This is a genomic window from Paenibacillus sp. GM1FR, assembly GCF_002803315.1.
In the GTDB taxonomy this organism is placed as follows: Bacteria; Bacillota; Bacilli; order Paenibacillales; family Paenibacillaceae; genus Paenibacillus; species Paenibacillus amylolyticus.
In genome coordinates, this window is the sequence record NZ_MKZL01000011.1 from 1,097,889 (window position 1) to 1,121,178 (window position 23,290).

General features: G+C 45.5%; 26 protein-coding genes. 16 read left to right on the plus strand and 10 right to left on the minus strand.

The window, feature by feature from the left end; translation table 11 throughout:
* Positions 1-75: 75 nt before the first annotated feature.
* Positions 76-426 (plus strand): hypothetical protein, encoded by a 351-nt coding sequence (locus PAEAM_RS10635; RefSeq protein ID WP_036613800.1) that lies wholly within the window; start codon positions 76-78, stop codon positions 424-426.
* 139 nt (positions 427-565) lie between these two features.
* On the opposite strand, the gene PAEAM_RS10640 is transcribed toward PAEAM_RS10635, so the two are convergent.
* Positions 566-1,192: an FMN-dependent NADH-azoreductase gene (locus PAEAM_RS10640; RefSeq protein ID WP_100527470.1), complete on the minus strand. Its 627-nt coding sequence runs from the start codon at positions 1,190-1,192 to the stop codon at positions 566-568.
* A 236-nt stretch (positions 1,193-1,428) separates the two neighbouring features.
* Here PAEAM_RS10640 and PAEAM_RS10645 point away from each other — a divergent pair, with 236 nt between their 5' ends.
* From PAEAM_RS10645 to PAEAM_RS10670, 6 genes are all read left to right on the plus strand, one after another.
* Positions 1,429-2,367: a sugar-binding transcriptional regulator gene (locus PAEAM_RS10645; protein ID WP_100527664.1), complete on the plus strand. Its 939-nt coding sequence runs from the start codon at positions 1,429-1,431 to the stop codon at positions 2,365-2,367.
* Positions 2,368-2,580: 213 nt separating this feature from the next.
* On the plus strand, positions 2,581-3,231 hold the full coding sequence (deoC, locus tag PAEAM_RS10650; RefSeq protein ID WP_036613998.1) for a deoxyribose-phosphate aldolase: 651 nt from the start codon (positions 2,581-2,583) through the stop codon (positions 3,229-3,231).
* A 255-nt stretch (positions 3,232-3,486) separates the two neighbouring features.
* Positions 3,487-4,674 (plus strand): NupC/NupG family nucleoside CNT transporter, encoded by a 1,188-nt coding sequence (locus PAEAM_RS10655; protein ID WP_036613804.1) that lies wholly within the window; start codon positions 3,487-3,489, stop codon positions 4,672-4,674.
* A 29-nt stretch (positions 4,675-4,703) separates the two neighbouring features.
* Positions 4,704-5,882, plus strand: a complete 1,179-nt coding sequence (deoB, locus tag PAEAM_RS10660) for a phosphopentomutase (protein ID WP_047843308.1) — start codon at positions 4,704-4,706, stop codon at positions 5,880-5,882.
* Between the two features lie 96 nt (positions 5,883-5,978).
* Complete coding sequence (gene deoD / locus PAEAM_RS10665; protein WP_017688193.1) at positions 5,979-6,686, plus strand: purine-nucleoside phosphorylase; 708 nt, start codon at positions 5,979-5,981, stop codon at positions 6,684-6,686.
* Positions 6,687-6,930: 244 nt separating this feature from the next.
* Positions 6,931-8,232, plus strand: coding sequence for a pyrimidine-nucleoside phosphorylase (locus PAEAM_RS10670; RefSeq protein ID WP_047843307.1), 1,302 nt, complete (start codon positions 6,931-6,933; stop codon positions 8,230-8,232).
* A 122-nt stretch (positions 8,233-8,354) separates the two neighbouring features.
* Here PAEAM_RS10670 and PAEAM_RS10675 read toward each other — a convergent pair whose 3' ends face one another.
* A complete protein-coding gene (locus PAEAM_RS10675; protein ID WP_100527471.1) occupies positions 8,355-9,338 on the minus strand; it encodes a TIGR03943 family putative permease subunit in 984 nt (327 codons plus the stop codon).
* A gap of 82 nt (positions 9,339-9,420) precedes the next feature.
* Positions 9,421-10,461, minus strand: a complete 1,041-nt coding sequence (locus PAEAM_RS10680; RefSeq protein ID WP_100527472.1) for a permease — start codon at positions 10,459-10,461, stop codon at positions 9,421-9,423.
* A 99-nt stretch (positions 10,462-10,560) separates the two neighbouring features.
* Between PAEAM_RS10680 and PAEAM_RS10685 the strand changes: the two genes are divergently transcribed.
* Complete coding sequence (locus PAEAM_RS10685) at positions 10,561-10,779, plus strand: GTP-binding protein (RefSeq protein ID WP_100527473.1); 219 nt, start codon at positions 10,561-10,563, stop codon at positions 10,777-10,779.
* A gap of 69 nt (positions 10,780-10,848) precedes the next feature.
* Here the strand turns inward: PAEAM_RS10685 and PAEAM_RS10690 are convergent, their stop codons facing one another.
* Positions 10,849-11,706: a stalk domain-containing protein gene (locus PAEAM_RS10690; RefSeq protein WP_074095366.1), complete on the minus strand. Its 858-nt coding sequence runs from the start codon at positions 11,704-11,706 to the stop codon at positions 10,849-10,851.
* Positions 11,707-11,875: 169 nt separating this feature from the next.
* Between PAEAM_RS10690 and rpmG the strand changes: the two genes are divergently transcribed.
* The 6 genes from rpmG (at position 11,876) to PAEAM_RS10720 (ending at position 16,089) form a co-directional block, all read left to right on the plus strand.
* A complete protein-coding gene (rpmG, locus tag PAEAM_RS10695) occupies positions 11,876-12,025 on the plus strand; it encodes a 50S ribosomal protein L33 (RefSeq protein WP_036613813.1) in 150 nt (49 codons plus the stop codon).
* 49 nt (positions 12,026-12,074) lie between these two features.
* Positions 12,075-12,782 carry a metal ABC transporter ATP-binding protein gene (locus tag PAEAM_RS10700; RefSeq protein WP_100527474.1) on the plus strand — a complete coding sequence of 236 codons (708 nt, stop codon included), beginning with the start codon at positions 12,075-12,077 and terminating at the stop codon, positions 12,780-12,782.
* Complete coding sequence (locus PAEAM_RS10705; protein ID WP_047843303.1) at positions 12,728-13,621, plus strand: metal ABC transporter permease; 894 nt, start codon at positions 12,728-12,730, stop codon at positions 13,619-13,621. Before PAEAM_RS10700 ends, PAEAM_RS10705 begins: the two co-directional genes overlap by 55 nt.
* The gene (locus PAEAM_RS10710; protein WP_100527475.1) at positions 13,608-14,696 is read left to right on the plus strand and encodes a metal ABC transporter substrate-binding protein; all 1,089 of its coding nucleotides are present in this window, start codon (positions 13,608-13,610) and stop codon (positions 14,694-14,696) included. Before PAEAM_RS10705 ends, PAEAM_RS10710 begins: the two co-directional genes overlap by 14 nt.
* Positions 14,697-14,861: 165 nt before the next feature.
* Positions 14,862-15,344 carry a hypothetical protein gene (locus PAEAM_RS10715; RefSeq protein WP_100527476.1) on the plus strand — a complete coding sequence of 161 codons (483 nt, stop codon included), beginning with the start codon at positions 14,862-14,864 and terminating at the stop codon, positions 15,342-15,344.
* Between the two features lie 43 nt (positions 15,345-15,387).
* Positions 15,388-16,089 carry a M50 family metallopeptidase gene (locus PAEAM_RS10720; RefSeq protein ID WP_100527477.1) on the plus strand — a complete coding sequence of 234 codons (702 nt, stop codon included), beginning with the start codon at positions 15,388-15,390 and terminating at the stop codon, positions 16,087-16,089.
* A gap of 115 nt (positions 16,090-16,204) precedes the next feature.
* Here PAEAM_RS10720 and PAEAM_RS10725 read toward each other — a convergent pair whose 3' ends face one another.
* The 5 genes from PAEAM_RS10725 to PAEAM_RS10745 form a co-directional block, all read right to left on the minus strand.
* Positions 16,205-16,576: a DUF4363 family protein gene (locus PAEAM_RS10725; protein WP_076328606.1), complete on the minus strand. Its 372-nt coding sequence runs from the start codon at positions 16,574-16,576 to the stop codon at positions 16,205-16,207.
* A 26-nt stretch (positions 16,577-16,602) separates the two neighbouring features.
* On the minus strand, positions 16,603-17,331 hold the full coding sequence (locus tag PAEAM_RS10730) for a DUF421 domain-containing protein (RefSeq protein ID WP_100527478.1): 729 nt from the start codon (positions 17,329-17,331) through the stop codon (positions 16,603-16,605).
* 206 nt (positions 17,332-17,537) lie between these two features.
* Positions 17,538-18,401, minus strand: a complete 864-nt coding sequence (locus PAEAM_RS10735) for an SDR family oxidoreductase (RefSeq protein ID WP_100527479.1) — start codon at positions 18,399-18,401, stop codon at positions 17,538-17,540.
* Positions 18,398-19,465, minus strand: a complete 1,068-nt coding sequence (gene uxuA / locus PAEAM_RS10740; protein ID WP_100527480.1) for a mannonate dehydratase — start codon at positions 19,463-19,465, stop codon at positions 18,398-18,400. The genes PAEAM_RS10735 and uxuA overlap by 4 nt, the downstream gene beginning before the upstream one ends.
* Positions 19,466-19,505: 40 nt before the next feature.
* Positions 19,506-20,183: a GntR family transcriptional regulator gene (locus PAEAM_RS10745; RefSeq protein WP_026081054.1), complete on the minus strand. Its 678-nt coding sequence runs from the start codon at positions 20,181-20,183 to the stop codon at positions 19,506-19,508.
* A 271-nt stretch (positions 20,184-20,454) separates the two neighbouring features.
* Here PAEAM_RS10745 and PAEAM_RS10750 point away from each other — a divergent pair, with 271 nt between their 5' ends.
* Both PAEAM_RS10750 and PAEAM_RS10755 read left to right on the plus strand, forming a co-directional pair.
* A complete protein-coding gene (locus PAEAM_RS10750) occupies positions 20,455-20,757 on the plus strand; it encodes an ArsR/SmtB family transcription factor (protein WP_100527481.1) in 303 nt (100 codons plus the stop codon).
* A 90-nt stretch (positions 20,758-20,847) separates the two neighbouring features.
* Positions 20,848-22,251 carry an aldehyde dehydrogenase gene (locus PAEAM_RS10755; protein ID WP_017688209.1) on the plus strand — a complete coding sequence of 468 codons (1,404 nt, stop codon included), beginning with the start codon at positions 20,848-20,850 and terminating at the stop codon, positions 22,249-22,251.
* 30 nt (positions 22,252-22,281) lie between these two features.
* On the opposite strand, the gene PAEAM_RS10760 is transcribed toward PAEAM_RS10755, so the two are convergent.
* Positions 22,282-23,193, minus strand: coding sequence for an AraC family transcriptional regulator (locus PAEAM_RS10760; protein ID WP_100527482.1), 912 nt, complete (start codon positions 23,191-23,193; stop codon positions 22,282-22,284).
* Between the last annotated feature and the right edge of the window lie 97 nt (positions 23,194-23,290).

Sequence of the window (23,290 nt, forward strand, 5' to 3'; positions counted from 1 at the left end):
TCCGACAGCTATTGCATATCCTAAAATACCGAGTATAATACTTGGTAAATAGACGAAAAGGGGATGCAATAAACGATGAAAACACATGCTGAATTGAACTCACTTCTTGTTGACGATTATCTGGATCTCCTGAACATTGCGAAACAGCTAGGTGATGACGAATGGAAAGATGCTATTCTGCAAGCATTGAAGGAAGAAGTCGATGCGAATCATCATCTGGATTCCAAAGAGGTAAGACAGGATTTATGGATTCAATTCGAAGGCATTAATGAACAAATGCATGATCTGTTAATGCAATTGAAGCATGCCGACAGTCCTGAGGAGAAAGAGCAGATTATTGAAATGATCTGGGGATTGAAAGTAGACCGTCATGCGATCACACGTAAACTTGAAACCATGAGCCGTGCCAGCGCTGGACATCAATAAGCTCTAGGTTGATTATACATTGAAAACCCGCGTGTTCCCTGGGATTATCTCCTGGGTCACACGCGGGTTTTGTTTATGTTTTAATTGTTTACTACACTTTAAGTGAGTGTTCAAAAGCGGACTTTTTGAACTACTTCTATTAAAACTGTTTTGCGAAAGTAGTTGCCTGCTCGATAGCTTGTTGCTTGATCTCATCTGCACGATCTTTATATTGATTGTGCCCCTCAACAAAAATGCCATCAAGCTTCGGCACACCGAGGAATGACATGATAATGCTTAAGTAACGATGACCGGATTCCATCTGAGCCGCTGGGCCATCGGAATAAATGCCGCCGCGAGCCTGAATATGCAGTGCTTTTTTATCAGACAGCAGTCCGACAGGACCTTGTTCGGTATAACGAAATGTTTTGCCAGCTACGCAGATCGAGTCCACATAAGCCTTCAGAATAGGAGGGAACGAGAAGTTCCACATCGGTGTTACAAAAACATATTTATCTGCTGAGGCAAATTGATCCGACAGTTCATTCAAACGGTTTACTTTGGTCTGCTCTTCGGAAGTCAGATCACTGCCCGATTGCAGTTTGCCCCAACCACTGAAGACATCCGCATCGATATGCGGAATATCCGAACGATACAGATCGAGGTGAACGACCTCATCAGAAGGGTGACTTTCACGATACGCATCAATAAATGCTTTGCCCGTAGCCATGCTGAAGGAGGTTTCATGATCGTGAGGATGGGCAGTAATATACAATAAGGTAGACATGTAATTCTTCCTCTCTGTGCGATTCATGGGGGAACCGATGTTTGTTAGTAATAAAGCGACCGCAGTAGTATGCATCGTTTCCCCCGTTTTATACGTCAGAAAGGGATATGTATGGATTGATCATGATACTGAATTGGATGCTATATAGTGACCGGATACTCAATCCATGTATAATATACAGGACGAGTATTTATTTTCCAAAGACAATAGGATGAGTGAGATGAGCGCACATGGGAATGGACCTGGAGAAGCAACGATTAAGCATTGAAGCAGCGAAATTGTATTATCAGTCCGATTATAGCCAGCAGGATATTGCCGCAAGGTTGGGCGTGTCGCGTCCAACCGTATCAAGGTTACTTCAGTACGCCAAAGATCGTGGATATGTCCGGATTGAAATTATGGACCCGCTGGAGGATATCGACATCATTGCCGGAGAACTTAAGTCAAAATATGATCTGGATACGGCACTTGTGTGTTTTACCCCGTTGAAGAGTGATGAGGAAATACAGAAGCATATCAGTAAACGAGCAGCGGATTATCTTCAAGAGACGGTTCAGGATGCAGATATTATCGGGGTGACTTGGGGAACAACCATGCATGCTGTAGCACGCCAACTTCGTCCCAAGCAGGTCAAAGGTGTCGAAGTCGTTCAATTGAAGGGGGGCGTAAGCCACTCCCATGTCAATACGTATGCTGCTGAGATTGTACATTTGTTCGCTGAGGCATTCCATACGGTACCAAGGTATCTGCCACTGCCCGTTATTTTCGACAACATTGAAGTAAAAAACATGGTGGAAGCGGATCGGCATATCGGCAGAATCGTGGAACTTGGCAGACAGGCTAACATCGCGTTATTTACCGTAGGTACTGTGAAGGAAGATGCGTTACTATTCAGGCTCGGTTACTTCAATGAAGAAGAACAACAATTGCTGATGAACTCCGGTGCAGGTGACATTTGTTCACGCTTTTTCGACGCGGAAGGTCAGTTGATCAGTGAAGAGATTAACAACAGAACCGTTGGAATTGATCTAGCCGAATTGAGAAATAAGGAAAAATCAATTCTTGTTGCCGGGGGACAACGCAAAATTGAAGCCATTCACGCCGCGCTCAAAGGTCATTACGCGAATATTCTGGTTACGGACCAGTACACAGCACAGGCATTACTGCGATTCTGATTTCAAATGAATATGGATGACAACATCTGCCACGCAAAAAGGGCGGATGTTTTTCTTTTTTAGGCAGAAAATATAACGAAGAAGAACTGTAAGTGTAATTGTGAACAAAAGTTCAAGTTGATTTTTACATATGTTCATGTTAGTGTAAGTGTATAGAAAATAACTAGTTCAGATAAGGGAGAGATTCAATTGACTACACCACAATTAGCGAAAATGATCGACCATACGTTGCTTCGTGCGGACGCAACGCAAAGTGAAATGGCCAAGTTAACCGAAGAAGCGAAGCAATACCAGTTTGCTTCCGTATGTGTTAATCCAGGCTGGGTTGCTTATGCTGCTGAGCAGTTGCAGGGTACTGGCGTAGATATCTGCACCGTTATTGGTTTCCCTCTGGGAGCATCTACATCGGAGACAAAAGCTTTCGAAACGAAAGATGCGATTGCTAAAGGTGCAACTGAAGTCGATACGGTCATCAACATCAGTGCTTTGAAAGATGGCAAAGATGATTACGTTGAACAAGATATTCGTGTTGTCGTTGAAGCGGCTGCGGGTAAAGCTTTGGTGAAAGTTATTATTGAAGCTTGTCTGTTGACGGATGAAGAGAAAGTACGTGCTTGTCAGGCAGCTGTGCGAGCTGGAGCTGATTTTGTTAAAACTTCTACAGGTTTCTCCACAGGTGGAGCAACGCCAGAAGATATCGCTTTGATGCGTCGTACTGTAGGTCCTGATGTTGGCGTTAAAGCTTCCGGTGGCGTACGTAGCCTGGAAGATATGCAAAAAATGATCGAAGCGGGTGCGACTCGTATTGGTGCAAGCTCTGGCGTGAAGATCATGCAGGGTGGTCAGTCTACATCTTCTTATTAATTCGTTGGAATCTGACTCGTTAGATAACATCTAGGCTTTGCCTACGGGAGTGGACTTGTTCTTCATGTTAAACATTAATATGGAGAACAAGATTCAAGCCTGAAAAGCCTTTTTATTTTTTAGCATGAAAATTGATATAAAACGAATTTGTTGTAAGCGCTTTACTTATTTTCTGAAAGGTTTATTTCATTACACGCATGAAAAACCTTTGAGCTGATTCACATCCGGCTTAACTACCTTCAAAGGAGAGTTCAAATGAAATTTCTAATTGCCATTATCGGCTTACTCGTTGTTTTTGGACTGGCTTATATCGCAAGCAACGGCAAAAAGCAGATACGTTACCGGCCGCTGGCTATCATGATTGTTTTGCAAGTTATACTAGCTTATGCTCTGTTGAATACAGGAGTGGGTACTTTTTTAATTGGCGGTTTCGCGACCGTATTTAAAAGTTTACTCGACTATGCGAATGAAGGTATCGCATTTGTATTTGGGGGTTTAACTACCGTAGGTGCAGAGAGCGGGGGGGCACCGTTCTTCCTCAGCGTATTGATGCCGATTGTTGTCATCTCGGCACTCATTGGGATATTGCAGTATATCCGAATCTTGCCTTTTGTTATAAAATATATTGGTCTGGTATTAAGCAAAATCAACGGAATGGGCAGACTGGAATCATATAACGCGGTTGCTTCGGCTGTATTGGGGCAATCTGAAGTGTTCATTTCTGTGAAAAAACAAATTGGGTTGTTGCCAAAACATCGGCTGTACACCTTGTGTGCTTCGGCGATGTCCACGGTATCGATGTCGATTGTTGGTGCTTATATGACCATGATCGAGCCGAAATATGTGGTTACAGCTCTTGTACTGAACCTGTTTGGCGGTTTTATCATTGCTTCGATTGTGAATCCTTATGAGGTTACAGAGGAAGAAGATATATTGGAAGTGCAGGAAGAGGAGAAACAGTCCTTCTTCGAAATGCTCGGCGAATACATCCTGGATGGATTCAAAGTTGCTATCATCGTAGCTGCGATGTTAATCGGTTTTGTTGCCTTGATTGCACTTGTTAACGGAATTTTCAGCGCGGTGCTTGGCATTTCGTTCCAAGAGCTACTTGGTTATGTGTTTGCACCATTTGCCTTCATCATGGGTGTTCCATGGAAAGAAGCGATTCAGGCAGGAAGTATTATGGCAACCAAAATGGTATCCAACGAATTCGTAGCTATGCTTAATTTGAAGGAGACTGCAATGTCTGCCAGAACAACGGGTATCGTATCTGTCTTCCTCGTTTCGTTCGCCAATTTCTCCTCCATCGGTATCATTGCTGGTGCGGTGAAGGGACTCCATGAGAAGCAAGGTAATGTGGTCGCCCGCTTCGGTCTGAAACTGCTTTACGGTGCTTCGCTTGTCAGCGTGCTGTCAGCGATCATTACTGGACTGTTCTTGTAAACCGGATTATTGGAAGGAGTGCTTAGGTTATGTCAACATTCAAAAGAGTACATCTGATCGTTATGGATTCTGTAGGGATCGGCGAAGCGCCGGATGCAGCAGAATTTGATGATTTTGATGTAGATACCTTTGGTCACATTGCACGTGAACGCGGAGGTCTGAAAATGCCTCACATGGCCAGTCTCGGACTGTCCAACATCAAAGAAATTGAGGGTGTCCCTGTAGCGGATGCACCTAAAGCGTATTACACCAAGATGCAGGAAGCATCCAGAGGCAAAGACACAATGACAGGTCACTGGGAGCTGATGGGTCTTTACATTGATACACCTTTCCGTGTGTTCGAGAATGGTTTTCCCGATGAGTTGATTCAGCGCATTGAAGAGAAAACGGGCCGCAAAGTAATTGGTAACAAACCGGCCAGTGGCACGGAAATTCTAGATGAGCTGGGTGCAGAGCATGTTGAAACTGGCGCGCTCATCGTATATACATCCGCCGATTCGGTTCTGCAAATTGCAGCACATGAGGACGTTGTTCCACTGAAAGAGCTGTATGAGATCTGTGAGTTCTGCCGTGAAATTACACTTGAAGATCCGTATATGCTCGGCCGCATTATTGCACGTCCATTTGTAGGTGAAGCGGGTAACTGGAAACGTACTGCAAATCGTCATGACTATGCGCTTAAACCTTTTGGTCGTACTGTTATGAATGAACTGCAAGATAGCGGATTTGATGTGATTGCTTTGGGTAAAATCGCAGATATCTATGATGGCGAAGGTGTAACCAAGGCTGTTCGTACCGTCTCTAACATGGATGGCATGGACAAGTTGTCTGAAACAATGGATGAAGAGTTCACTGGACTCAGCTTCCTGAACCTGGTTGATTTTGATGCCCTGTACGGTCACCGTCGTGATCCGCAAGGTTATGCTCAGGCACTTGAAGACTATGATGCACGGCTGCCCGAGATTTTTGCCAAAATGACCAATGATGATCTGCTGCTGATCACAGCTGACCATGGTAACGATCCAACATACCGCGGTACAGACCATACACGTGAATATGTACCACTGCTTGCCTACTCTCCGCGCTTCAGCGAGGGCAAAAAGCTTGATCTGCGCAGCACATTTGCTGACCTTGGCGCAACCGTAGCCGAGAACTTTGGAGTGAAAATGCCGGAATACGGCACCAGCTTCCTGAAGGATTTGAAATAAGTTTTTCAAAAACTGGATAGGGGAGGTCGGAGTAGCTTGGCTGCTCCGGTCCTGCCATCATAATAGACTAATTGTATAACTGGAGGAGATTCATTCATGAGTACACATATTGGAGCAAAACCCGGGGATATCGCAGAAACGATTTTATTGCCAGGAGACCCTTTGCGCGCGAAATATATCGCAGATACGTACCTCGAAGACGTTGTATGTTACAACGAAGTTCGTGGAATGCTCGGTTACACAGGTACATATCAAGGACACCGGATTTCGGTGCAAGGTTCAGGGATGGGAATTCCGTCCTTTGCAATCTATGCTAACGAATTGATCAGCGAATATGGCGTAAAAAACCTGATTCGTGTAGGAACTTGTGGCGGTATGCAGGAGCATGTACGAGTACGTGACGTTATCCTTGCACAAGCAGCATGTACAGATTCCAGCATGAACAAACACGTATTCGGTGGATATGACTTCTCACCAATCGCTACGTTCTCCCTGCTGAAAGAAGCCTATGACCGTGCAACAGCTAAAGGTATGAAGATTCACGTTGGTAACGTGTTCAGCTCTGATTCTTTCTACCGCGATGACCGTTCCGTAACCGAGAAGTTGATGAAACATGGCGTACTCGGCGTAGAGATGGAAACAACAGCATTGTACACTATTGCTGCCAAGTTTGGTGTTAACGCACTGACCATCCTGACGGTAAGTGACCACTTGCTGACAGGCGAAGAAACATCTGCCGAAGAGCGTCAAAAAACGTTCAACGACATGATGGTAGTTGCCCTGGACACAGCAATCACACTGTAATTGTTGCATTTTATATTCATAATCAATTGATGTGGATCGAAACTTTTGTTTTAAGCACAGAGTGAAGGACCTGGAATCGATTCTGAAGAAGCAAAGCGTTCGCCTTTGTCTCCGAGTTTTCCCCATTGCAAAATGGAATCAAAAAAACTTGGAGACAACAGCGATCTAAGGAACGATCCGGAGCCGTAACGGACTAACAACAAAGTGTTCAATACGATCAATACACACACAAGGAGAGATCATCATGAGAATGGTAGACATTATTGCTAAGAAACGCGACGGAAAAGAACTGACAACTGCTGAGATTGATTTTGTTGTTCAAGGATACACACAAGGAGAGATCCCGGACTATCAAGTCAGCGCATGGGCGATGGCAGTATTCTTCAAAGATATGACAGACAAGGAACGCGCTGATCTGACAATGTCGATGGTAAATTCCGGTGAAACGATTGACCTGTCCGCTATCGAAGGCATCAAAGTAGACAAGCACTCCACGGGAGGAGTGGGCGATACAACAACACTGGTACTGGCTCCGCTTGTTGCTGCGCTAGATGTACCTGTTGCCAAAATGTCCGGACGTGGACTTGGTCACACGGGTGGTACAACAGACAAGCTGGAATCCGTTGCTGGTTTCCACGTAGAGCTTGAAAAAGAAGAGTTCATTCGCCTCGTAAACGAACACAAGGTTGCAGTTATTGGGCAAAGTGGTAACCTTACGCCTGCAGACAAAAAGCTCTATGCACTGCGTGACGTAACAGCTACCGTTAACTCGATTCCACTGATCGCCAGCTCCATAATGAGCAAGAAAATTGCAGCAGGTGCAGATGCAATCGTATTGGATGTTAAAACAGGTGCTGGTGCATTCATGAAAACAACGGAAGATGCTAAAGAATTGGCACATGCCATGGTAAGCATCGGTAACAATGTTGGACGTAAAACGATGGCTGTTATCTCCGATATGTCCCAACCACTGGGTCTGGCGATTGGTAACGCACTTGAAGTGAAAGAAGCCATCCTCACCCTGCAAGGTAAAGGTCCAAAAGATCTGGAAGAACTGTGTATGGCACTTGGACGTCAGATGGTATTCCTTGCTGGCAAGGCAGATTCCTTGGAGCACGCTGAGGAGAAATTGAAAGAAGTGATCCAGAACGGTAAAGCACTGGAGAAATTCAAAGATTTCTTGGCAAACCAAGGCGGAGACGCTTCGGTTGTGGATCATCCAGATCGTTTGCCACAAGCACAATATCTGGTTGAAGTCCCAGCAGATAAAGACGGCTATGTTGCCGGAATCGTCGCTGACGAAATCGGAACTGCAGCAATGCTGCTCGGCGCAGGCCGTGCAACAAAAGAGTCCGAGATCGATCTCGCTGTTGGTCTGATGCTGAACAAAAAAGTGGGTGACCCAGTCAAAGCTGGTGAGTCCCTCGTAACGATCCATGCCAATCGTGAAGACGTAGCAGACGTCATCGCGAAGATCAAAGAAAACATTACAATTGCGGATCATGCTGATGCTCCTGTGTTGGTTCATGATATCGTAACGGAATAATACAATCAGAGAAGACGAGATGTAATCTCATGTCTGACTTAACATGAAAGCCCCGAAGCTATGTAATCCATAGCTTTGGGGCTTTTTGTCGTTGAGGTGCAAGTTGTTACTACTACTAGCAACTACGGGCTCTTTATTTTCTCATAAGCCATCACCGAGTCCGCATTGGTATAAATATAAGGCATGGATGGCTCGGCTACAGGTGTCACCTTTGTGGCGCGAATTTCAATCGTATCCTTACCATTCACCTGTGCTGAGCCGATGCTGCCATCAATTTGCACCCAGCTGTCTGTAGGGAAGCTATCCGCTTCGGGGATGTGAATCATCACGCCAAAGGGAGCCGCATCCGCTGGGCAACACATGACGAGAAATCGTCCTAGTGCAAAATGTGATTCATGATCCATGCTTTTGTCACGGTAGACAAACCCGGTTAACGAGATATCTTTGCCTGCAAATTGTCGCTGGAACATATCAATCGTGCCGAGGGTTTCAGAGAAAATCTCAGGATAGACTCGAATGACCTGTTCTGCATACAACTTCTCCGCCAGTTCAGCGAATTCGCGGCTATACTCGTCTTGGGGAATGAATTGTACTTTGGTAGCCGAAGCAGCCTGAACGGTCGTTGGTTTTTGTGTGAGATCTTGTACATTCAATTGCGTTGCCGGATCAGGTAAAGACTCTTTTCGACGAATCTCGGGAGGGGCATAGGTGAGAGACATGCCTTTCTGACTGGCCATGGAACTGCCGAGAGCCCGATCAGGTAACAGAAACCCCAGCAACAAGGGGATAGCAATCAGACCATATACCAACGAGCTGCGTAGGAACCCCGAGGGTGGTGGATGCTCACAATCGCAATGAACCTCGTTTCTACTGAACAGTCCATGCCAAGCCATGATAATGGCAATAAACAATAAGGGAACAGGACAGCATAACAGCAGTTTTTGCATGGTAGGAGCCAAATAATAATGAAGCGAGTCACTTGAATTCAAGTGAATAATGTATACCGCAAGCCCGCCGATCCAGACCGCACGGATCAAGTTATGCCATTGGATTACGTGTGACCTTGGAACAGCAGGTTTGTTCATTGTATAGATAGTGTGGTTCATAACATCACCTCATTTCTATTCATCGTCAGGATGAAAGTTCATGGGATTAATCATTTAGGTCATGAAGTATGTTGCTCAACCCTTATACCAGCAGATTAATCAACCACGAGCCGGCAAAGACAAGCGTGATAATGGCTAGACTTAGACCAATAACAAACCGGGTACGGAAGGTGGAGAGCAGCATCAGGGTGCTTTTGAAATCCAGCATTGGACCAAGTACAAGGAAGGATACCAGCGGCCCAAGTGCAAACGTATGTGAGAACGCAGAAGCCACAAAAGCATCGGACGTAGAGCAGAGAGACAGTACATAAGCAAATCCCATCATGAACACGTAAGAGGCAACAGGACCATTACCAAGTGAGATCAGATCGCTACGGCTAATGAATGTCTGGATGCAGGCTGTAATCAAGGCACCGATCACCAGATATTTGCTCATATCGACAAATTCATCTCCGGCGTGGATGAAGAAGCTACGCCAGTTTTTTACATGGTTATGATCATGAGCGTTTGCGTGTGCATGAGCATGAGGTTGTGCCATTTTAAACCCAGGATGTGTCTTAACCTCTGTCACTGCGACTTTTGGCATCCGAAGGGGATTTCGACGAACAAACACATACACGAGCATGCCTATGGAAGCTGCTACAGCAAAGGCCAGTCCCATACGGGCAATGGTAATCTCAGGATGGGAGGGAAAGGCAAGTAAAGTTGCGGTAAATACGATGGGATTGACTACGGGACCACTCAGGATGAACGTCACTGCGATATAGGCTGGCATGCCTTTGTGCATCAACCTTCTCACTACCGGGATCATGCCACATTCACAGATGGGAAAAATAATACCGAGTAGCCCTGCAACCAGCACACCACCGATCGGATTTTTGGGCGTGAGTCTGCGGACCATATCTTCGGATACGAACCACTGCATGAGCGAGGACAACAGCACACCCATGAGCAGAAAAGGTGCGGCTTCAAGGAAAATACCTATGAATACGGTTTTCATATTTTGCAAAGCTTCACTGTTCCATGCTTCCTTCAAGTCTGGAGCCATTGTGATCAACACGGGAACAAGAAATGCACAAGGAATCAGCAAGGACAGGAGCTTCAGATTGGCTGCCATTTTCATGAAACAGACCTCCACAACTAGGACTTTGCTAAAATATATGCTTGTACGTGCGGCAACATACCGAAGCAGCTTGCACCAGCAGGAATATGGGTAGGTACGATGAGTGAGGAGGAAAGGCAACTTCATTTTGGCGACACGCTGCCAAGCATACCGGACTGGGATGATGAGTGGGATGACCGGGTAACCAAATTAGTGTTCATCGGCATTGACATGGACCGGGCGGAGATTGAACGTACATTGGATGAGACCCTTCTTACGGAGGAGGAGATGTTGATGAACTGGCGTGAACTGAAAGATCCTTTTCCAGCGTGGAGTTGAAGTGAAAAGAAAAGATCTTCAAGTGCAATAGTGCCCCTGAAGATCAATGATTATATTGCATTAAGGACTTTAGCTAAAGTACAAATCGCCAAGATAAAAATCACCGTTGCCACTTTTTTGCGGACTAAACACAAAGGTAAGGTACACTCCATAGGAACCCGTCCATCCTTGTGGATAATAAATGGCTTTGTAACTGTGTCTTGTTTTGGTTTTATCATTCATTGCAATCACTTTAACATCAGCTGATTTCACATTAATCAACTGATCTGCATATTTAGTCAGCGTTTTTTTATCATTTGCTGCAATGATACCTTTGACTGTAGTCTTAAATTTATCTTTCTGGGATTGCTTACCCAGATCAAAAATATCGATCTCGGGATTTTCAATAACTTTAGCATCTATGTATTTATCAAATTCACTAGTGCTACCTGTTTTAAGTGCTTTACCATACATTTTGATCAATGTTAAAGATTCTTTCTGCAATTTGACTATCATCTGAGCGTCAGTTCCAGTCATCTTGATTGAGCCAGAAGTGCTTGAGTTACTTGAACTACTTGGTTTACTTGAATCTTCAGAACCTTTGGTACCTGTACTGCTGTTATTACTACTCGAACTGCTGGACTTACCGCTACCTGAATTAGTGATACTTACAACTTTGTTGCTAACATTCAGAGATACGTTGGCTCCGAGTGCTTCTGCTGTGGTACTTACAGGCAAGTATACATCACCGTCATATACCAGTGCATTCAGTTTGTCTCCAGCTTCATTCTTGGGTGTCCAAGACAAACCGTTTACTTTAAAGCTAATGTTGCTGTCGAGTGCTGCTTCAATATCTTGAATTCCGTTTGAAGCTGCTACACCCAGGGCACCGAAAGCCAAACTGCATGCTACCAATGACCCAATAAAAGTTGATTTTTTGATCTTCATCTAGTTCCTCCGTAGGTAAAGTATAATGATACCAAAGAAGTATATCATATGAAATTATATTGTGCATACAAAATTTTACTGTAACAGATATGGAGTTGACAAAAGAAAAGCTATAGACTAATATCATTAAATAGTAATAATTACGATTAAATAAGAGGAGGCAACAACCATGAGAGTCATTGTAACTTTAGCCTGCACCGAGTGCGGGGACCGCAACTACACAACAACCAAGAACAAACGTAACCATCCAGAGAGACTTGAGATGAAGAAGTACTCCCCACGTTTGAAGAAAATGACGATCCACCGGGAAACACGCTAAATTTTTTTGTTCGTTTTAAATCGTAATATTTACGAAAAGAGGGAAAGGCATGATACTATCCTCCATGCGTGATGTTGTATTTGGATATGGCAAAGAGCCGGTCATTGATCAACTGTCGCTGGATATCCATGTGGGAGAGTTCATAGGCATCACAGGTCCCAATGGTTCTGCCAAAACGACCCTGTTAAAGCTGCTACTAGGGCTATTGAAGCCCTGGAGCGGCACGATACATATGAATCCGCAGTTGAAACGTGGGAACAAGTCCAATATCGGTTATGTGCCCCAGCAGGTGGCATCGTTTAATAGTGGATTTCCCAGTACGGTGAATGAACTGGTCCGGTCCGGATGTTACACCAGGCTGGGATTATTCCGCAGCTTCACAGCAGAGCAGGATGCCATCGTTGAACGCAGTTTGCGGGAAGTTGGCATGTGGGAATATCGGAATACACGCGTCGGTGAGCTGTCTGGTGGACAGAAGCAGCGGATCTGTATTGCCAGAGCTATGGCTGGGCAACCGCAAGTTCTGGTACTGGATGAGCCAACAACGGGAATGGACCGCCACAGCCGTGAAGGATTTTACAATCTGATGCGCCACTATGCTGATGTTCATGGGTTAACGATTATTATGGTTACTCACGGACTGGAAGAGATGGGGAATCGATTGGATCGTACGATTACTCTGGAGCGGAAAGAAAGTGAGGAATGGCAGTGTTTGAGTACGAATTCATGCAACGTGCCTTCTGGGCAGGTGGACTGATTGGAGTCATCGCTCCAATTCTTGGGGTCTATCTGATGCTCAGGCGGCAGGTCCTTATGGCAGACACGTTATCCCATGTCTCACTGGCAGGGGTTGCGCTCGGTTCGGTCATGAATCTTAACCCCGTGATCTGCGGATTCGCCATTGCAATTATCGGTGCATTACTGGTTGAACAACTACGGCGAAGCTACCGAACCTACAGCGAGGTACCTGTGGCGATCATCATGACTTCGGGACTGGCTCTTGCTGTAGTGTTGATGAGTCTTAAAACCAATCTGTCCAAGACCTTCAGCTCATACTTATTCGGATCTATTGTCGCGGTTAGCGATATACAATTGTGGATGATGGCAGGTGTGTGTGTCATTGGTTTACTTTTTTTCATCCTGCTCCGGAGACCGTTGTATAACTTTACGTTTGATGAAGAGACTGCTTCCATTGGAGGCGTTCAGGTAAGAGGGTTATCGTTTGCATTTGCTATTCTGACAGGAATGACTGTAGCTTCAGCCATGCCGATCGTCGGAGTGTTGCTGGTGTCTGCTCTCATTGTATTGCCTGCTGCCTTGGCACTAAGAGTGTCTCGCAGTTTTACAGCAGCGATTATTGTCGCGGTAATTACAGGTTTAATCGGTATTTTTAGCGGACTCACAACATCTTACCATCTAAATACACCACCGGGAGGAACAATTGCACTTATCCTGTTGGTCATCCTATTGACTGGAATATCAGCGCAAAAGCTGATTGCACGATATAACCGCAAGCGTCACCGCAAAGAAACGAAATCACAGCACGTCATTCTGGTCAACCATTCTAGGAGGAATACATCACATGAAATTCAGTAAAAAAGCTACGCTCGGATTGTTGTTCAGTCTCACACTTATCGTCGCAGGCTGCGGACAAAAATCCGCTTCTGATGCAAATACAGCTTCGACAGGCAATTCCGTTCCAGTCGAGACGGAAACCGCAAAATTAAACGTGCAGGTCAGCTTCTACCCGATGTATGAGTTCACCAAAAATGTGGCAGGTGATCTGGCCGATGTGCATACACTCGTTCCAGCAGGAATGGAGCCCCATGATTGGGAGCCTACACCACAAGATATTGCCAGCATTGAAAAAGCGGATGTGCTTGTATACAACGGTGCGGGCATGGAATCTTGGATTGATCAGGTCACCGGAAGCCTGAGCAATGCTTCACTCATTCAGGTGGAAGCGAGCAAAGGCATCAACCTTCTTGAAGGTGGAGAGCATGAACACCATCAAGAAGATTCAGAGGCAACAGAACATGACCACGATCATGAGCATGCGGATGAAGCGACTACAGAAGAACACGACCATGATCATGACGCAGAGGCAGAAGCAGAATCAGAAGCAGGACATGATCACGATCACGGTGGACTAGACCCCCACGTATGGCTGTCACCTGCATTGGCTGTAAAGGAAGTGCGCAATATTGAAGAAGGTTTGGCGCAGGCTGCCCCGAAACATGCTGAACAGTTCAAGCAGAATGCAGATGCCTACATTGCTCAATTGGAGTCACTGGATCAGGACTTCAAAGCGGCTGTGACGGATAGCAAACGCAAGGATTTCATCACACAACACGCTGCATTTGGTTACCTTGCCAAGGAATATGGGTTGCAACAGGTGCCCATCGCAGGATTGTCTCCTGAGCAAGAACCTTCAGCAGCGCAGATGGCATCTGTCATTGATTTTGCGAAAGAGCATCAGGTGAAGACCATTTTCTTCGAAACACTGGTTTCATCCAAAGTGTCTGAGACGATCGCAAGTGAAGTGGGGGCCAAGACGGCTGTATTGAATCCGATTGAGGGACTCACCGAGGAAGAAATTGCGGCGGGAATGGACTACATTAGCGTGATGAGACAGAATCTGGAGGCTCTGAAACTGGCACTAAACGAATAATTAAAAATCAGTTTGATGCCTGTCACCGAAAAAGGTACAATAATACAACATGCTGAGGAATGGATCGCCATTCCTTTGCCTTTTTGCAAAGCAGAGAGCACAGGGATGTGCTCTCTCTTTGTTTAATAAGGTGACCGGATCAAGGAGAACAGGAGGACGCATTGCATGAATTTAAATGAGGAACATGAAGTGCTGTTAAGTGAACAGCCTGCCCATCTGTGGAGACGGCGTAAGCTGGAGCTGATGCACTGGACGGAACGTGATAAACATACAGTATCCGCGAAGAAAACAGAGATTTGGAACGGTGTTGAAGTTGATGCCGAGCTTGTGAAGGCATTGTCCATACTTCAGAGTGCGGGCGTGAGGACGGAATTTTCATGTGCAGGGGTGAGTCCGCTTGATGAACCTGTCGATCATTCCCTTTATGCTTATGTTACCCTGATACAAAGTGAGGTTGCAGATCAATTCGTGCACTATGCTATCCGTCGGATGCGGAATCGACTGCTCGTTACGCTAGAGGCCGAAAAGGGCCGCTATGATCTATCTTCTTTTTTCATTGGACACAATCGGAGCTTCTGCTGGTGGATGGAGCACTGTGCCTTACAGTTTGGAAGCCGAAACGAATCGAGTGAAAAAAGCGTAATATAAAGGATAGGCTTGTTTACTTGAAGGTAAAGGAGGTATGGCACGATTGAATAAGTGGGTCAATACGATACTTTTTCTACTAGGCTCCGTCTTTCTTACACGATTCATCCCATTTTCGTCCTTGTTCCGTAACCTGGATACGATGATTCACGAATTCGGTCATGCACTAATGACACTGGTATTGTCCGGTAAAGTGCTGCGCATTGAATTATACGCTGATCATAGTGGTGTAACTTACTCTTCCATGCTGACGCCAGGCAGATCGATCCTGGTTTCTCTGGCGGGATATATCAGTGCATCACTGTTCGCCTTGCTGTTGTTTTACTTATACCGCAAAGGCTTGCACATGTGGGGACTTGGTATTATGACGGCTGTCGCTCTGGTGTCGCTCCTGTTATATGTAAGAGGGGAGTTCGGCATGTTATGGCTGACCGGGTTCATCGTACTGAACGTTGTCATTATGATTTTTGGTGCCAAGATCGTGAAGTACTATTATCTGTTACTGGCGTTTCTTACGCTGGAAGAGTCGGTTGTTAGTGCTGTATACGTTGGATTTATGTCCTGGACTCAGCCTTCACGGGCAGGGGATGCAGCGAATCTCGCTCAACAGACATTCCTTCCCGCGCTGTTTTGGGGCACGCTGTTCGCTTTGTTTGCACTGTGGTGTGCCAAGGGAGCACTCGGTCTCTTTTTCCGCAAAGAAGGCACTTCGCGATCGTCACGGTCTCGGGGATTACGAAGAGCGTAATGGATATAAAGTTATATCAAAGCAAAGAAGGCACTTCCTTTCTTCATAAAAGGATAGTGCCTTTTGTTGTTGGACTTACTTCTTATATTCAAGCCTGATATTAAAGATATTGAACCTAATCTCCAAGATTATCCCATAACACATAAAAGTAATAAATCTCTTCCATAATCGCCTTATCATCCTCTGCCGCAACGCCGCCCTTGATCCGAGCAAGCGTGCCCAGAATATCATATATCGTTTCACGTTCCACACTGAACTGAATGCGGTTGACGACTTTATCCCAGGCCTTCATTGCGTAATTAACTTGAGACTTGGCTTCAGTCCATTTTTTACCTTCAACCTGTTTCTCTAACGTTTGTATAGATTCAAGCAAGCGATCATCGTTGCCAAAGGGCTTTTTGAGAAAGGCTCCGCTAGCCATAATCGCAACGAATACAAGAATGAGGAAGATCGGAAGCACATATAACAGCCAGAAACGCGTTTTCATTCAACCGCCTCCTTGATGTAAAGATTTTAGAAAGGTCCCTCATAATCGCCCATATCGATTTTTTCGGTGATTTTATCTTCGAACAGATCAACATACAATTTGTCATTAGGCAATATGGCGGCAAAAGCAATATCCTGTATCGTGATCTTTTGTTTCTTAAGCTGTTCACTGAGCCAATTAATATCTTTGTGTCTTTCCTCCAGATTTTGCTTAATCAGCAGGCCATCAATGATAATCTCAGTCATCAGCTTACTCTTTGGAGGATGCATATGCATGTCTTTGGCGGTTACAGGCTGATTCTCAGGTTTCAAAACAATCGAGAGGCTGCCATCCGGTTCCAGAATCGCATAATCCAGCGTCGTAATATCAAATACATCCTTTTGCCGCAGCATCATGGTCAATTCGTCAAATTTGACTCGCATTTTACTCAGGTTCTGTTCGAGAATTTTACCGTTCTGGATGATCAATGTGGGGTCTGAGTCCATTAATTTGGAGATGGTGCGATTCTTCAGCGTAATATACTGAAAGATGATCGTAATGATTGTGAAAATGGTCAAGGCCACAAAATGAATCCACGCCTTGGACGAGAGATCGGTTGCAAACGTACCCGCAATGGAACCGATTGTAATACCGTTAATGTAATCAAAATACGTCAAGTTACCCATCTGCTGTTTGCCCAGCACCCTTGTATAGATGATCAGGGTCAGAAAGGCAATAATAGACCGTACGGCAACAACCCATGTTTCTTCCATCATATATGTATCACCTTCCTTTAGTTCACCGTAGCTCTAATAAGAGGTTGTTTAAAAAGTTTGCTTTTGAACATGTATTATAACAAGCTTTTCCTACGCTAGATGATCTTATGCTTGAACGCAAAAAACCGAAACCTGGGTATGTATCCCAAGCTTCGGTTTCATTAAATACCTATATTAGTTGAACTGATTCATTTACACGTTAATCGTTATACACCTGAATACGCCATAAATCCGCCATCTACCGGAATGACTGTGCCAGTGACAAAGCCGGACTGCCTTTCATCCGCAAGCCACATCAATGTGCCAAGCAGGTCTTCCGGTTTGCCAAAACGGCGCATGGGTGTATGAGCAATAATTTTACTGGAACGTTCCGTAGGTGAGCCGTCTGGTTGCAGTAATAGATTACGGTTTTGCTCGGTCAAGAAAAACCCGGGTGCAATAGCGTTGACACGAATTCCGGATTCGGCCAGATGAACGGCGAGCCATTGCGTGAAGTTGTTAATGGCTGCCTTCGCAGCGCTATACGCAGGAACTTTCGTCATGGGCGATGGGGCGCTCATGGAAGAAATGTTTATGACAGTAGCGGGAACATCGCGCTCTATCATATGTTTTGCAAAGATTTGAGTAGGGATGAGAGAACCGACAAAATTCAAATCCATCACCTGACGAAATCCCTCTACACTCACATCAAAAAATGTAGTGACATCGCTCTTTTCCAGATCTTCCAATCTGAAGATTTCATTTGTGGTGTTGGCACTGGCGTTATTGCCACCCGCGCCATTGATCAGAATATCACATGGTCCGAGCTGTTCCAGTACCGAATCTGCCGCTGCTTGCACACTATCGGCCTGGGTTACGTCACAGGCAATAGCAATCGCTTTGCCACCGGCAGCTTCTATCGCAGATACAACTTCCTGTCCCTTGGACACCGTGCGGTTCAGGATGGCTACACTTGCACCGTGCCGAGCGAGTTCTTCCGCCATGGAGCGGCATAATACTCCAGCACCTCCGGTGATTACAGCTGTTCTGCCTTCAAGACGAGATGAGCGTTCATATTGACGTTCACTCATGCTTTTGCCCTCCTTTGCAGGGAATCCCAGACGCCCCAGAGATACATGATGCCCAAAGCCCGGTCATAGAGTCCATACCCAGGTCGGCACTGTTCTCCCCAGAGATGACGACCGTGGTCGGGTCTTGCATAACCTTCATAACCGATATCGTGATAAGCCTCAACAACCCCTGCAATATCAACACTGCCATCCTGACTGCGATGTGAGGTTTCGATAAAGTCACCGTTATCGTAGATTTTTACATTACGAATGTGGGCAAATGGAATCCGATCCTTGAACTCGTGTATCATCCCGATAATGTCATTATCAGCATTCGCTCCCAAAGAGCCACTGCATAGTGTCACGCTGTTGTAAGGGCTATCATAAAGATTCAAATATTTCCGAACATTCTCCTGACTTGTAATAATCTTTGGTAATCCAAAGATTGGCCATGGCGGGTCATCCGGATGGATGGCCATTCGAATCCCCAGCCGTTCGGCTGTAGGCATAATCTCTTGCAGGAAATAACGTGCGTGCTCCCACATATGCTCCTCGGTTACATCCTTGTAGGCTTCGAACAGACCTGTTAAATACTGCAATCGTTCCGGTTCCCAACCTGGCATGGTGAGTGCGGAGTTCTCCGTAATGCGTCGAACGAGTTCTAGAGGTTCTATATCTGCGAGTTTACTGTGCTCATAGAAGAGGGCAGTTGAGCCATCCTCCATTTCCTTGTGCATATCCGTGCGAAGCCAGTCGAAGATCGGCATAAAGTTGTAACAGATGACCTTCACACCCACCTGAGCCAGTTTCTCCATTGTTTTAATATAATTTGCAATGTATTTATCCCTTGATGGCAGGCCCAACTTGATATCCTCATGGATGTTTACACTCTCAACGACATCCAGATGTAACCCGGCCTTGTCTGCTGCTGTTTTGACAGCGAGTATTTTGTCCATCGGCCATTCCTCGCCAGCAGGAACATCGTGCAGTGCCCACACAATACCTTCAACACCCGGAATCTGCCGGATATGATCCAGCGTTACCGTATCATTGCCTTCGCCGAACCAGCGAAAAACCATTCTCATCACGTTCACCTCATCATGAATAGTAGGAAGAAAAATTCAGTCATTGAAAATAGGACGGATATGTATCCTGCAGGACAGCCAAATCGGTGACAGTTAAATGCAAGTGTTCCTGCATCAGTCGCTCTGCTGTGTCGGCATCATGCTGCTGAATGGCCTTGACCATAGACCGGTGCTGTTCAATCAGGTGATCCCACTGGTGGTCCGAGGACAGGCGTAACATGCGACTTCGATTCAAATGTACATTCATCTGCTGGATAACAGTCCAGGTGTTGCTTTTGTTGCAGCCTGCAAAAAGAGTGCTATGGAATTCCTCATCCAATTGGAACATTCGTTCATCATCCGGTTTGACCCTGCATTCCTGTTGCCACGCAAGGTTCTGTTCAAGAGCGACCATCTGTTCGTTCGGAAAGTTCTCGCAGGCGAGCCTGATTACGGCTCGTTCGAGCTGTTCACGCATGAACCGTGCTTCCTCAACGAGATCGACCTGAATCAGAGAGACGTATGTGCCGCGCTGTGGATACACTTCCAGCAGACCTTCCTGTGCAAGCCTTACAAAACTTTCTCGAACAGGTGTCCGGCTTACCTGGAACTCCAGCGAAATTTCCTTCTCAGAAATAGCTGTTCCCGGAGGCATTTTCAGACTCAAAATGAGTTGTTTCAGCGTGAAGTAAACGACATCTCGCGTTGAGTAAGATTGCTTATTATTCATGGAAGACATATTGCTCGCAACAGGCAACAAACCGGCTTTGGATGATAACTTTGGGGTATATTCCACAACTTCAACTCCTTCAATGCCATACTACCATACTTGTATGGTAGTATGGAAGCGCTTTATCGGTATTGTTTTAAATTTAGTTGATGGTTCACTTGCAGTTCAAGTGATTAAAGAGTACAATTCAGTCATTAGGTTCGAATGTTTAAACTAACAGACATCAAACAGAGAAATATACGTAGAAATAATGAAGAAGAAATAGTATAGAGGTGAACCCATGGGACAAAAAGCAATTAGCGTTTTTCAAACCTGTATCCCGTTATTTCAGGTGTTAAGTGACAACCACCGTCAATCCATTTTGCTGACACTCACCGAGAAAGGCAGAATGACAGTGAATGAAATTACCGAACAATCCAGCCTATCCCGCCCAGCCATATCTCATCATCTCAAGCTGTTGTTAGAGAAGGGACTTATATCTGTGGAGCAGAAGGGCACACAGCGTTATTATTCGGCTTCATTGAATGCATCGGTGAAACTGTTGAAGGAACTGGTAGCTGCTTTGGAAGAAGAGTGTCTGTAGATTAATCGTGATAAAACATGCTTTTGCATGTGCCTTATAGGTTCGTAAGTTTAAACGCTTGATCAATAATGAATAGAGGAGTATGTATATATGACAACGACTATACAGGAAGTAACCAGTCAGGAAGTTGAACAGATTTTAGAGCAGCAACGACAGTTCTTTCGTTCCGGGGCAACAAGATCGGCAGAAGCTCGAATTGCCCATCTGACCCAACTGAAGCAGGCCATTCAAAAGTACGAATCCAGACTGACAGAAGCTCTCTATCAGGATTTGGGCAAAAGTGAGTTTGAATCCTACACAACCGAGATCGGATTTATGATGGACAGCATCACACACACCATTCGTAAAGTGAATAAATGGGTGAAACCCGTTAAAGTGAAAACGCAAATGGCGCTCCTGGGTTCGAAAAGTTATATCATACCCGAACCCTACGGGGCAGTTCTGATCATCGGACCGTTTAATTATCCTTTTCAACTCTTAATCGAACCATTGGTAGGTGCTATTGCAGCAGGTAACACAGCCGTGCTCAAAGCGTCAGAGAATACACCTGCGGTGTCCGCTGTTGTACGTGAAATGATTGCGAGTGTGTTCGAACCGGCATACGTACAAGTGCTCGATGGTGCAAAAGATACAACAACAGCGCTGATTAACGCGCCATTCGACTATATCTTTTTTACAGGCAGTGTACCGGTTGGTAAGATTGTGATGGAGGCAGCTGCCAAAAATCTCGTTCCCGTTACGTTAGAACTGGGAGGCAAAAGTCCGGTCATCGTGGATGAACAGGCGGATATCAAAGTGGCTGCGGAGCGCATTATATGGGGCAAACTGCTCAATACAGGACAGACCTGTATCGCACCCGATTATTTACTTGTGCATGAGCGCGTGAAGGAACCGTTAATTACAGAGATGAAGGCAGCAATCGTGTCTTTCTTTGGTTCGGATATCCAGCACAACAAGGACTATGGGCGAATCGTGAACAAGGGACATTTTAAACGTCTGACGACTTTGATTGAGCGGGATCAGGCCAAAGTGATATATGGGGGAGCTTCGGATGAGGAAGATCGCTTCATTGAACCTACTTTAATTGATGCGGAGTCCTGGGATGCAGCAACGATGGAAGATGAGATTTTTGGCCCCATTCTGCCAATCATTAGCTACCGTAACATTGATGAAGCCATTGTAGAAATCGTAAAGCGGCCGAAACCACTCGCCTTGTATCTGTTCACTTCCGACACCCGGGTTCAGGACAAAGTACTGCGCGAAGTTTCTTTTGGAGGCGGCTGCATTAACGATACGATCACGCATGTAGCGAATCCACGTCTGCCGTTTGGCGGTGTTGGTCATTCCGGTGTTGGCTCGTATCATGGGCAGTACAGCTTCGAAACCTTCTCCCATCTCAAAAGTGTACTGAAAAAAAGCACCAAGTTGAATCTGCCGATTCTGTATCCACCGTATGATAACAAGCTGAAGTTGATTAAGCGTTTGTTGAAATAAATCAGAAAGACAAACAGCCTGCTACTAGACCTATTCCAGAGCAGGCTGTTCCTGTCGGTAACGGGAGGGTGACATGCCGGACCAGCGCTTGAATTGACGACTGAAATGGGCAATATCCTTATAACCAAGCATGACGGCAATATTTTGAACGGACAGCTTCGGATTGCCCAGAAGAAGCTTCGCTTCATGCAAAACCAACTGGGATAATACAGCACGTGGAGACTGACCAAACACCTGCCTGAACACGCGATTACAGTGAGAAGAACTGATGCCCAGCTCTGCTGCAATATCATCAATGCCATAGTGACCGTTGGACTCGTGTCCCTGTTTGAATTGCTGACTCATCAGGCCTTGCAACCGATTACGAATCTGGTGGGCGAGTTCGATCTTCTCGTGTCCGTCGGTAAACCAGTGAGCTGCCTCTTTCGAGACCGCCTCCCACAGATGGCCAAATAGTTCAAATACCGCAGATTGAAGCTGCATACGCTGTACCATCGTATTTGCTGTTTCATCATCCGCAGATGACATCAATTTGCGCAGAACCGGCTCAATCTGCTGTGTAACCGGACTATCCGCACTGAATCGCACTTGTTTGATGCGCGCCAGCAACGATAAGAACAACTGATCATCAATGTCAAAATGCATGCAAAAATACGTGAATCCCTTGCCGTTATGGCTCTGGCTGGAATGAATGCTTCCCGGAGGAATCAGGAGCAGTTCGCCAGCCTTTTGAATGTATAGGGTACCATTCACCATCATGCGTTGCTCGCCTTCCGTGACATAATTCAATTCATATTGAGGGTGCTCATGTGCCGGATAATCCCAGTCCATACCCACACTTCGTAAATGAATGGCAAACAGATTGACCGTTGTTTGTACATCTGGATAAAAAACTTCATGGACACTTTCTCCCAAAGTAGGAGGCAAATACGTTGAAGACATGGAAGATCCCCCTTCATATGAGGTTGTTCAAAAAATGTGATTTTGATTACGCACGTATATCTAATGGAATGTTTTTGTGTAACCGCTTTAATCTATT

What these genes read in the sequence shown, in the direction of transcription:
- deoC (WP_036613998.1), top strand. Translation starts at nt 2,581, where the DNA reads ATGATCGACCATACGTTGCTTCGTGCGGACGCAACGCAAAGTGAAATG.
- PAEAM_RS10680 (WP_100527472.1), bottom strand. Translation starts at nt 10,461, where the DNA reads ATGAAAATGGCAGCCAATCTGAAGCTCCTGTCCTTGCTGATTCCTTGT.
- PAEAM_RS10725 (WP_076328606.1), bottom strand. Translation starts at nt 16,576, where the DNA reads ATGAAAACGCGTTTCTGGCTGTTATATGTGCTTCCGATCTTCCTCATT.
- PAEAM_RS10735 (WP_100527479.1), bottom strand. Translation starts at nt 18,401, where the DNA reads ATGAGTGAACGTCAATATGAACGCTCATCTCGTCTTGAAGGCAGAACA.
- PAEAM_RS10700 (WP_100527474.1), top strand. Translation starts at nt 12,075, where the DNA reads ATGATACTATCCTCCATGCGTGATGTTGTATTTGGATATGGCAAAGAG.
- PAEAM_RS10645 (WP_100527664.1), top strand. Translation starts at nt 1,429, where the DNA reads ATGGACCTGGAGAAGCAACGATTAAGCATTGAAGCAGCGAAATTGTAT.
- PAEAM_RS10705 (WP_047843303.1), top strand. Translation starts at nt 12,728, where the DNA reads ATGGCAGTGTTTGAGTACGAATTCATGCAACGTGCCTTCTGGGCAGGT.
- PAEAM_RS10710 (WP_100527475.1), top strand. Translation starts at nt 13,608, where the DNA reads ATGAAATTCAGTAAAAAAGCTACGCTCGGATTGTTGTTCAGTCTCACA.
- PAEAM_RS10745 (WP_026081054.1), bottom strand. Translation starts at nt 20,183, where the DNA reads ATGTCTTCCATGAATAATAAGCAATCTTACTCAACGCGAGATGTCGTT.
- PAEAM_RS10730 (WP_100527478.1), bottom strand. Translation starts at nt 17,331, where the DNA reads ATGATGGAAGAAACATGGGTTGTTGCCGTACGGTCTATTATTGCCTTT.
- PAEAM_RS10715 (WP_100527476.1), top strand. Translation starts at nt 14,862, where the DNA reads ATGAATTTAAATGAGGAACATGAAGTGCTGTTAAGTGAACAGCCTGCC.
- rpmG (WP_036613813.1), top strand. Translation starts at nt 11,876, where the DNA reads ATGAGAGTCATTGTAACTTTAGCCTGCACCGAGTGCGGGGACCGCAAC.
- deoB (WP_047843308.1), top strand. Translation starts at nt 4,704, where the DNA reads ATGTCAACATTCAAAAGAGTACATCTGATCGTTATGGATTCTGTAGGG.
- PAEAM_RS10690 (WP_074095366.1), bottom strand. Translation starts at nt 11,706, where the DNA reads ATGAAGATCAAAAAATCAACTTTTATTGGGTCATTGGTAGCATGCAGT.
- PAEAM_RS10750 (WP_100527481.1), top strand. Translation starts at nt 20,455, where the DNA reads ATGGGACAAAAAGCAATTAGCGTTTTTCAAACCTGTATCCCGTTATTT.
- deoD (WP_017688193.1), top strand. Translation starts at nt 5,979, where the DNA reads ATGAGTACACATATTGGAGCAAAACCCGGGGATATCGCAGAAACGATT.
- PAEAM_RS10670 (WP_047843307.1), top strand. Translation starts at nt 6,931, where the DNA reads ATGAGAATGGTAGACATTATTGCTAAGAAACGCGACGGAAAAGAACTG.
- PAEAM_RS10655 (WP_036613804.1), top strand. Translation starts at nt 3,487, where the DNA reads ATGAAATTTCTAATTGCCATTATCGGCTTACTCGTTGTTTTTGGACTG.
- PAEAM_RS10635 (WP_036613800.1), top strand. Translation starts at nt 76, where the DNA reads ATGAAAACACATGCTGAATTGAACTCACTTCTTGTTGACGATTATCTG.
- PAEAM_RS10685 (WP_100527473.1), top strand. Translation starts at nt 10,561, where the DNA reads ATGAGTGAGGAGGAAAGGCAACTTCATTTTGGCGACACGCTGCCAAGC.
- PAEAM_RS10675 (WP_100527471.1), bottom strand. Translation starts at nt 9,338, where the DNA reads ATGAACCACACTATCTATACAATGAACAAACCTGCTGTTCCAAGGTCA.
- PAEAM_RS10760 (WP_100527482.1), bottom strand. Translation starts at nt 23,193, where the DNA reads ATGTCTTCAACGTATTTGCCTCCTACTTTGGGAGAAAGTGTCCATGAA.
- PAEAM_RS10755 (WP_017688209.1), top strand. Translation starts at nt 20,848, where the DNA reads ATGACAACGACTATACAGGAAGTAACCAGTCAGGAAGTTGAACAGATT.
- uxuA (WP_100527480.1), bottom strand. Translation starts at nt 19,465, where the DNA reads ATGAGAATGGTTTTTCGCTGGTTCGGCGAAGGCAATGATACGGTAACG.
- PAEAM_RS10640 (WP_100527470.1), bottom strand. Translation starts at nt 1,192, where the DNA reads ATGTCTACCTTATTGTATATTACTGCCCATCCTCACGATCATGAAACC.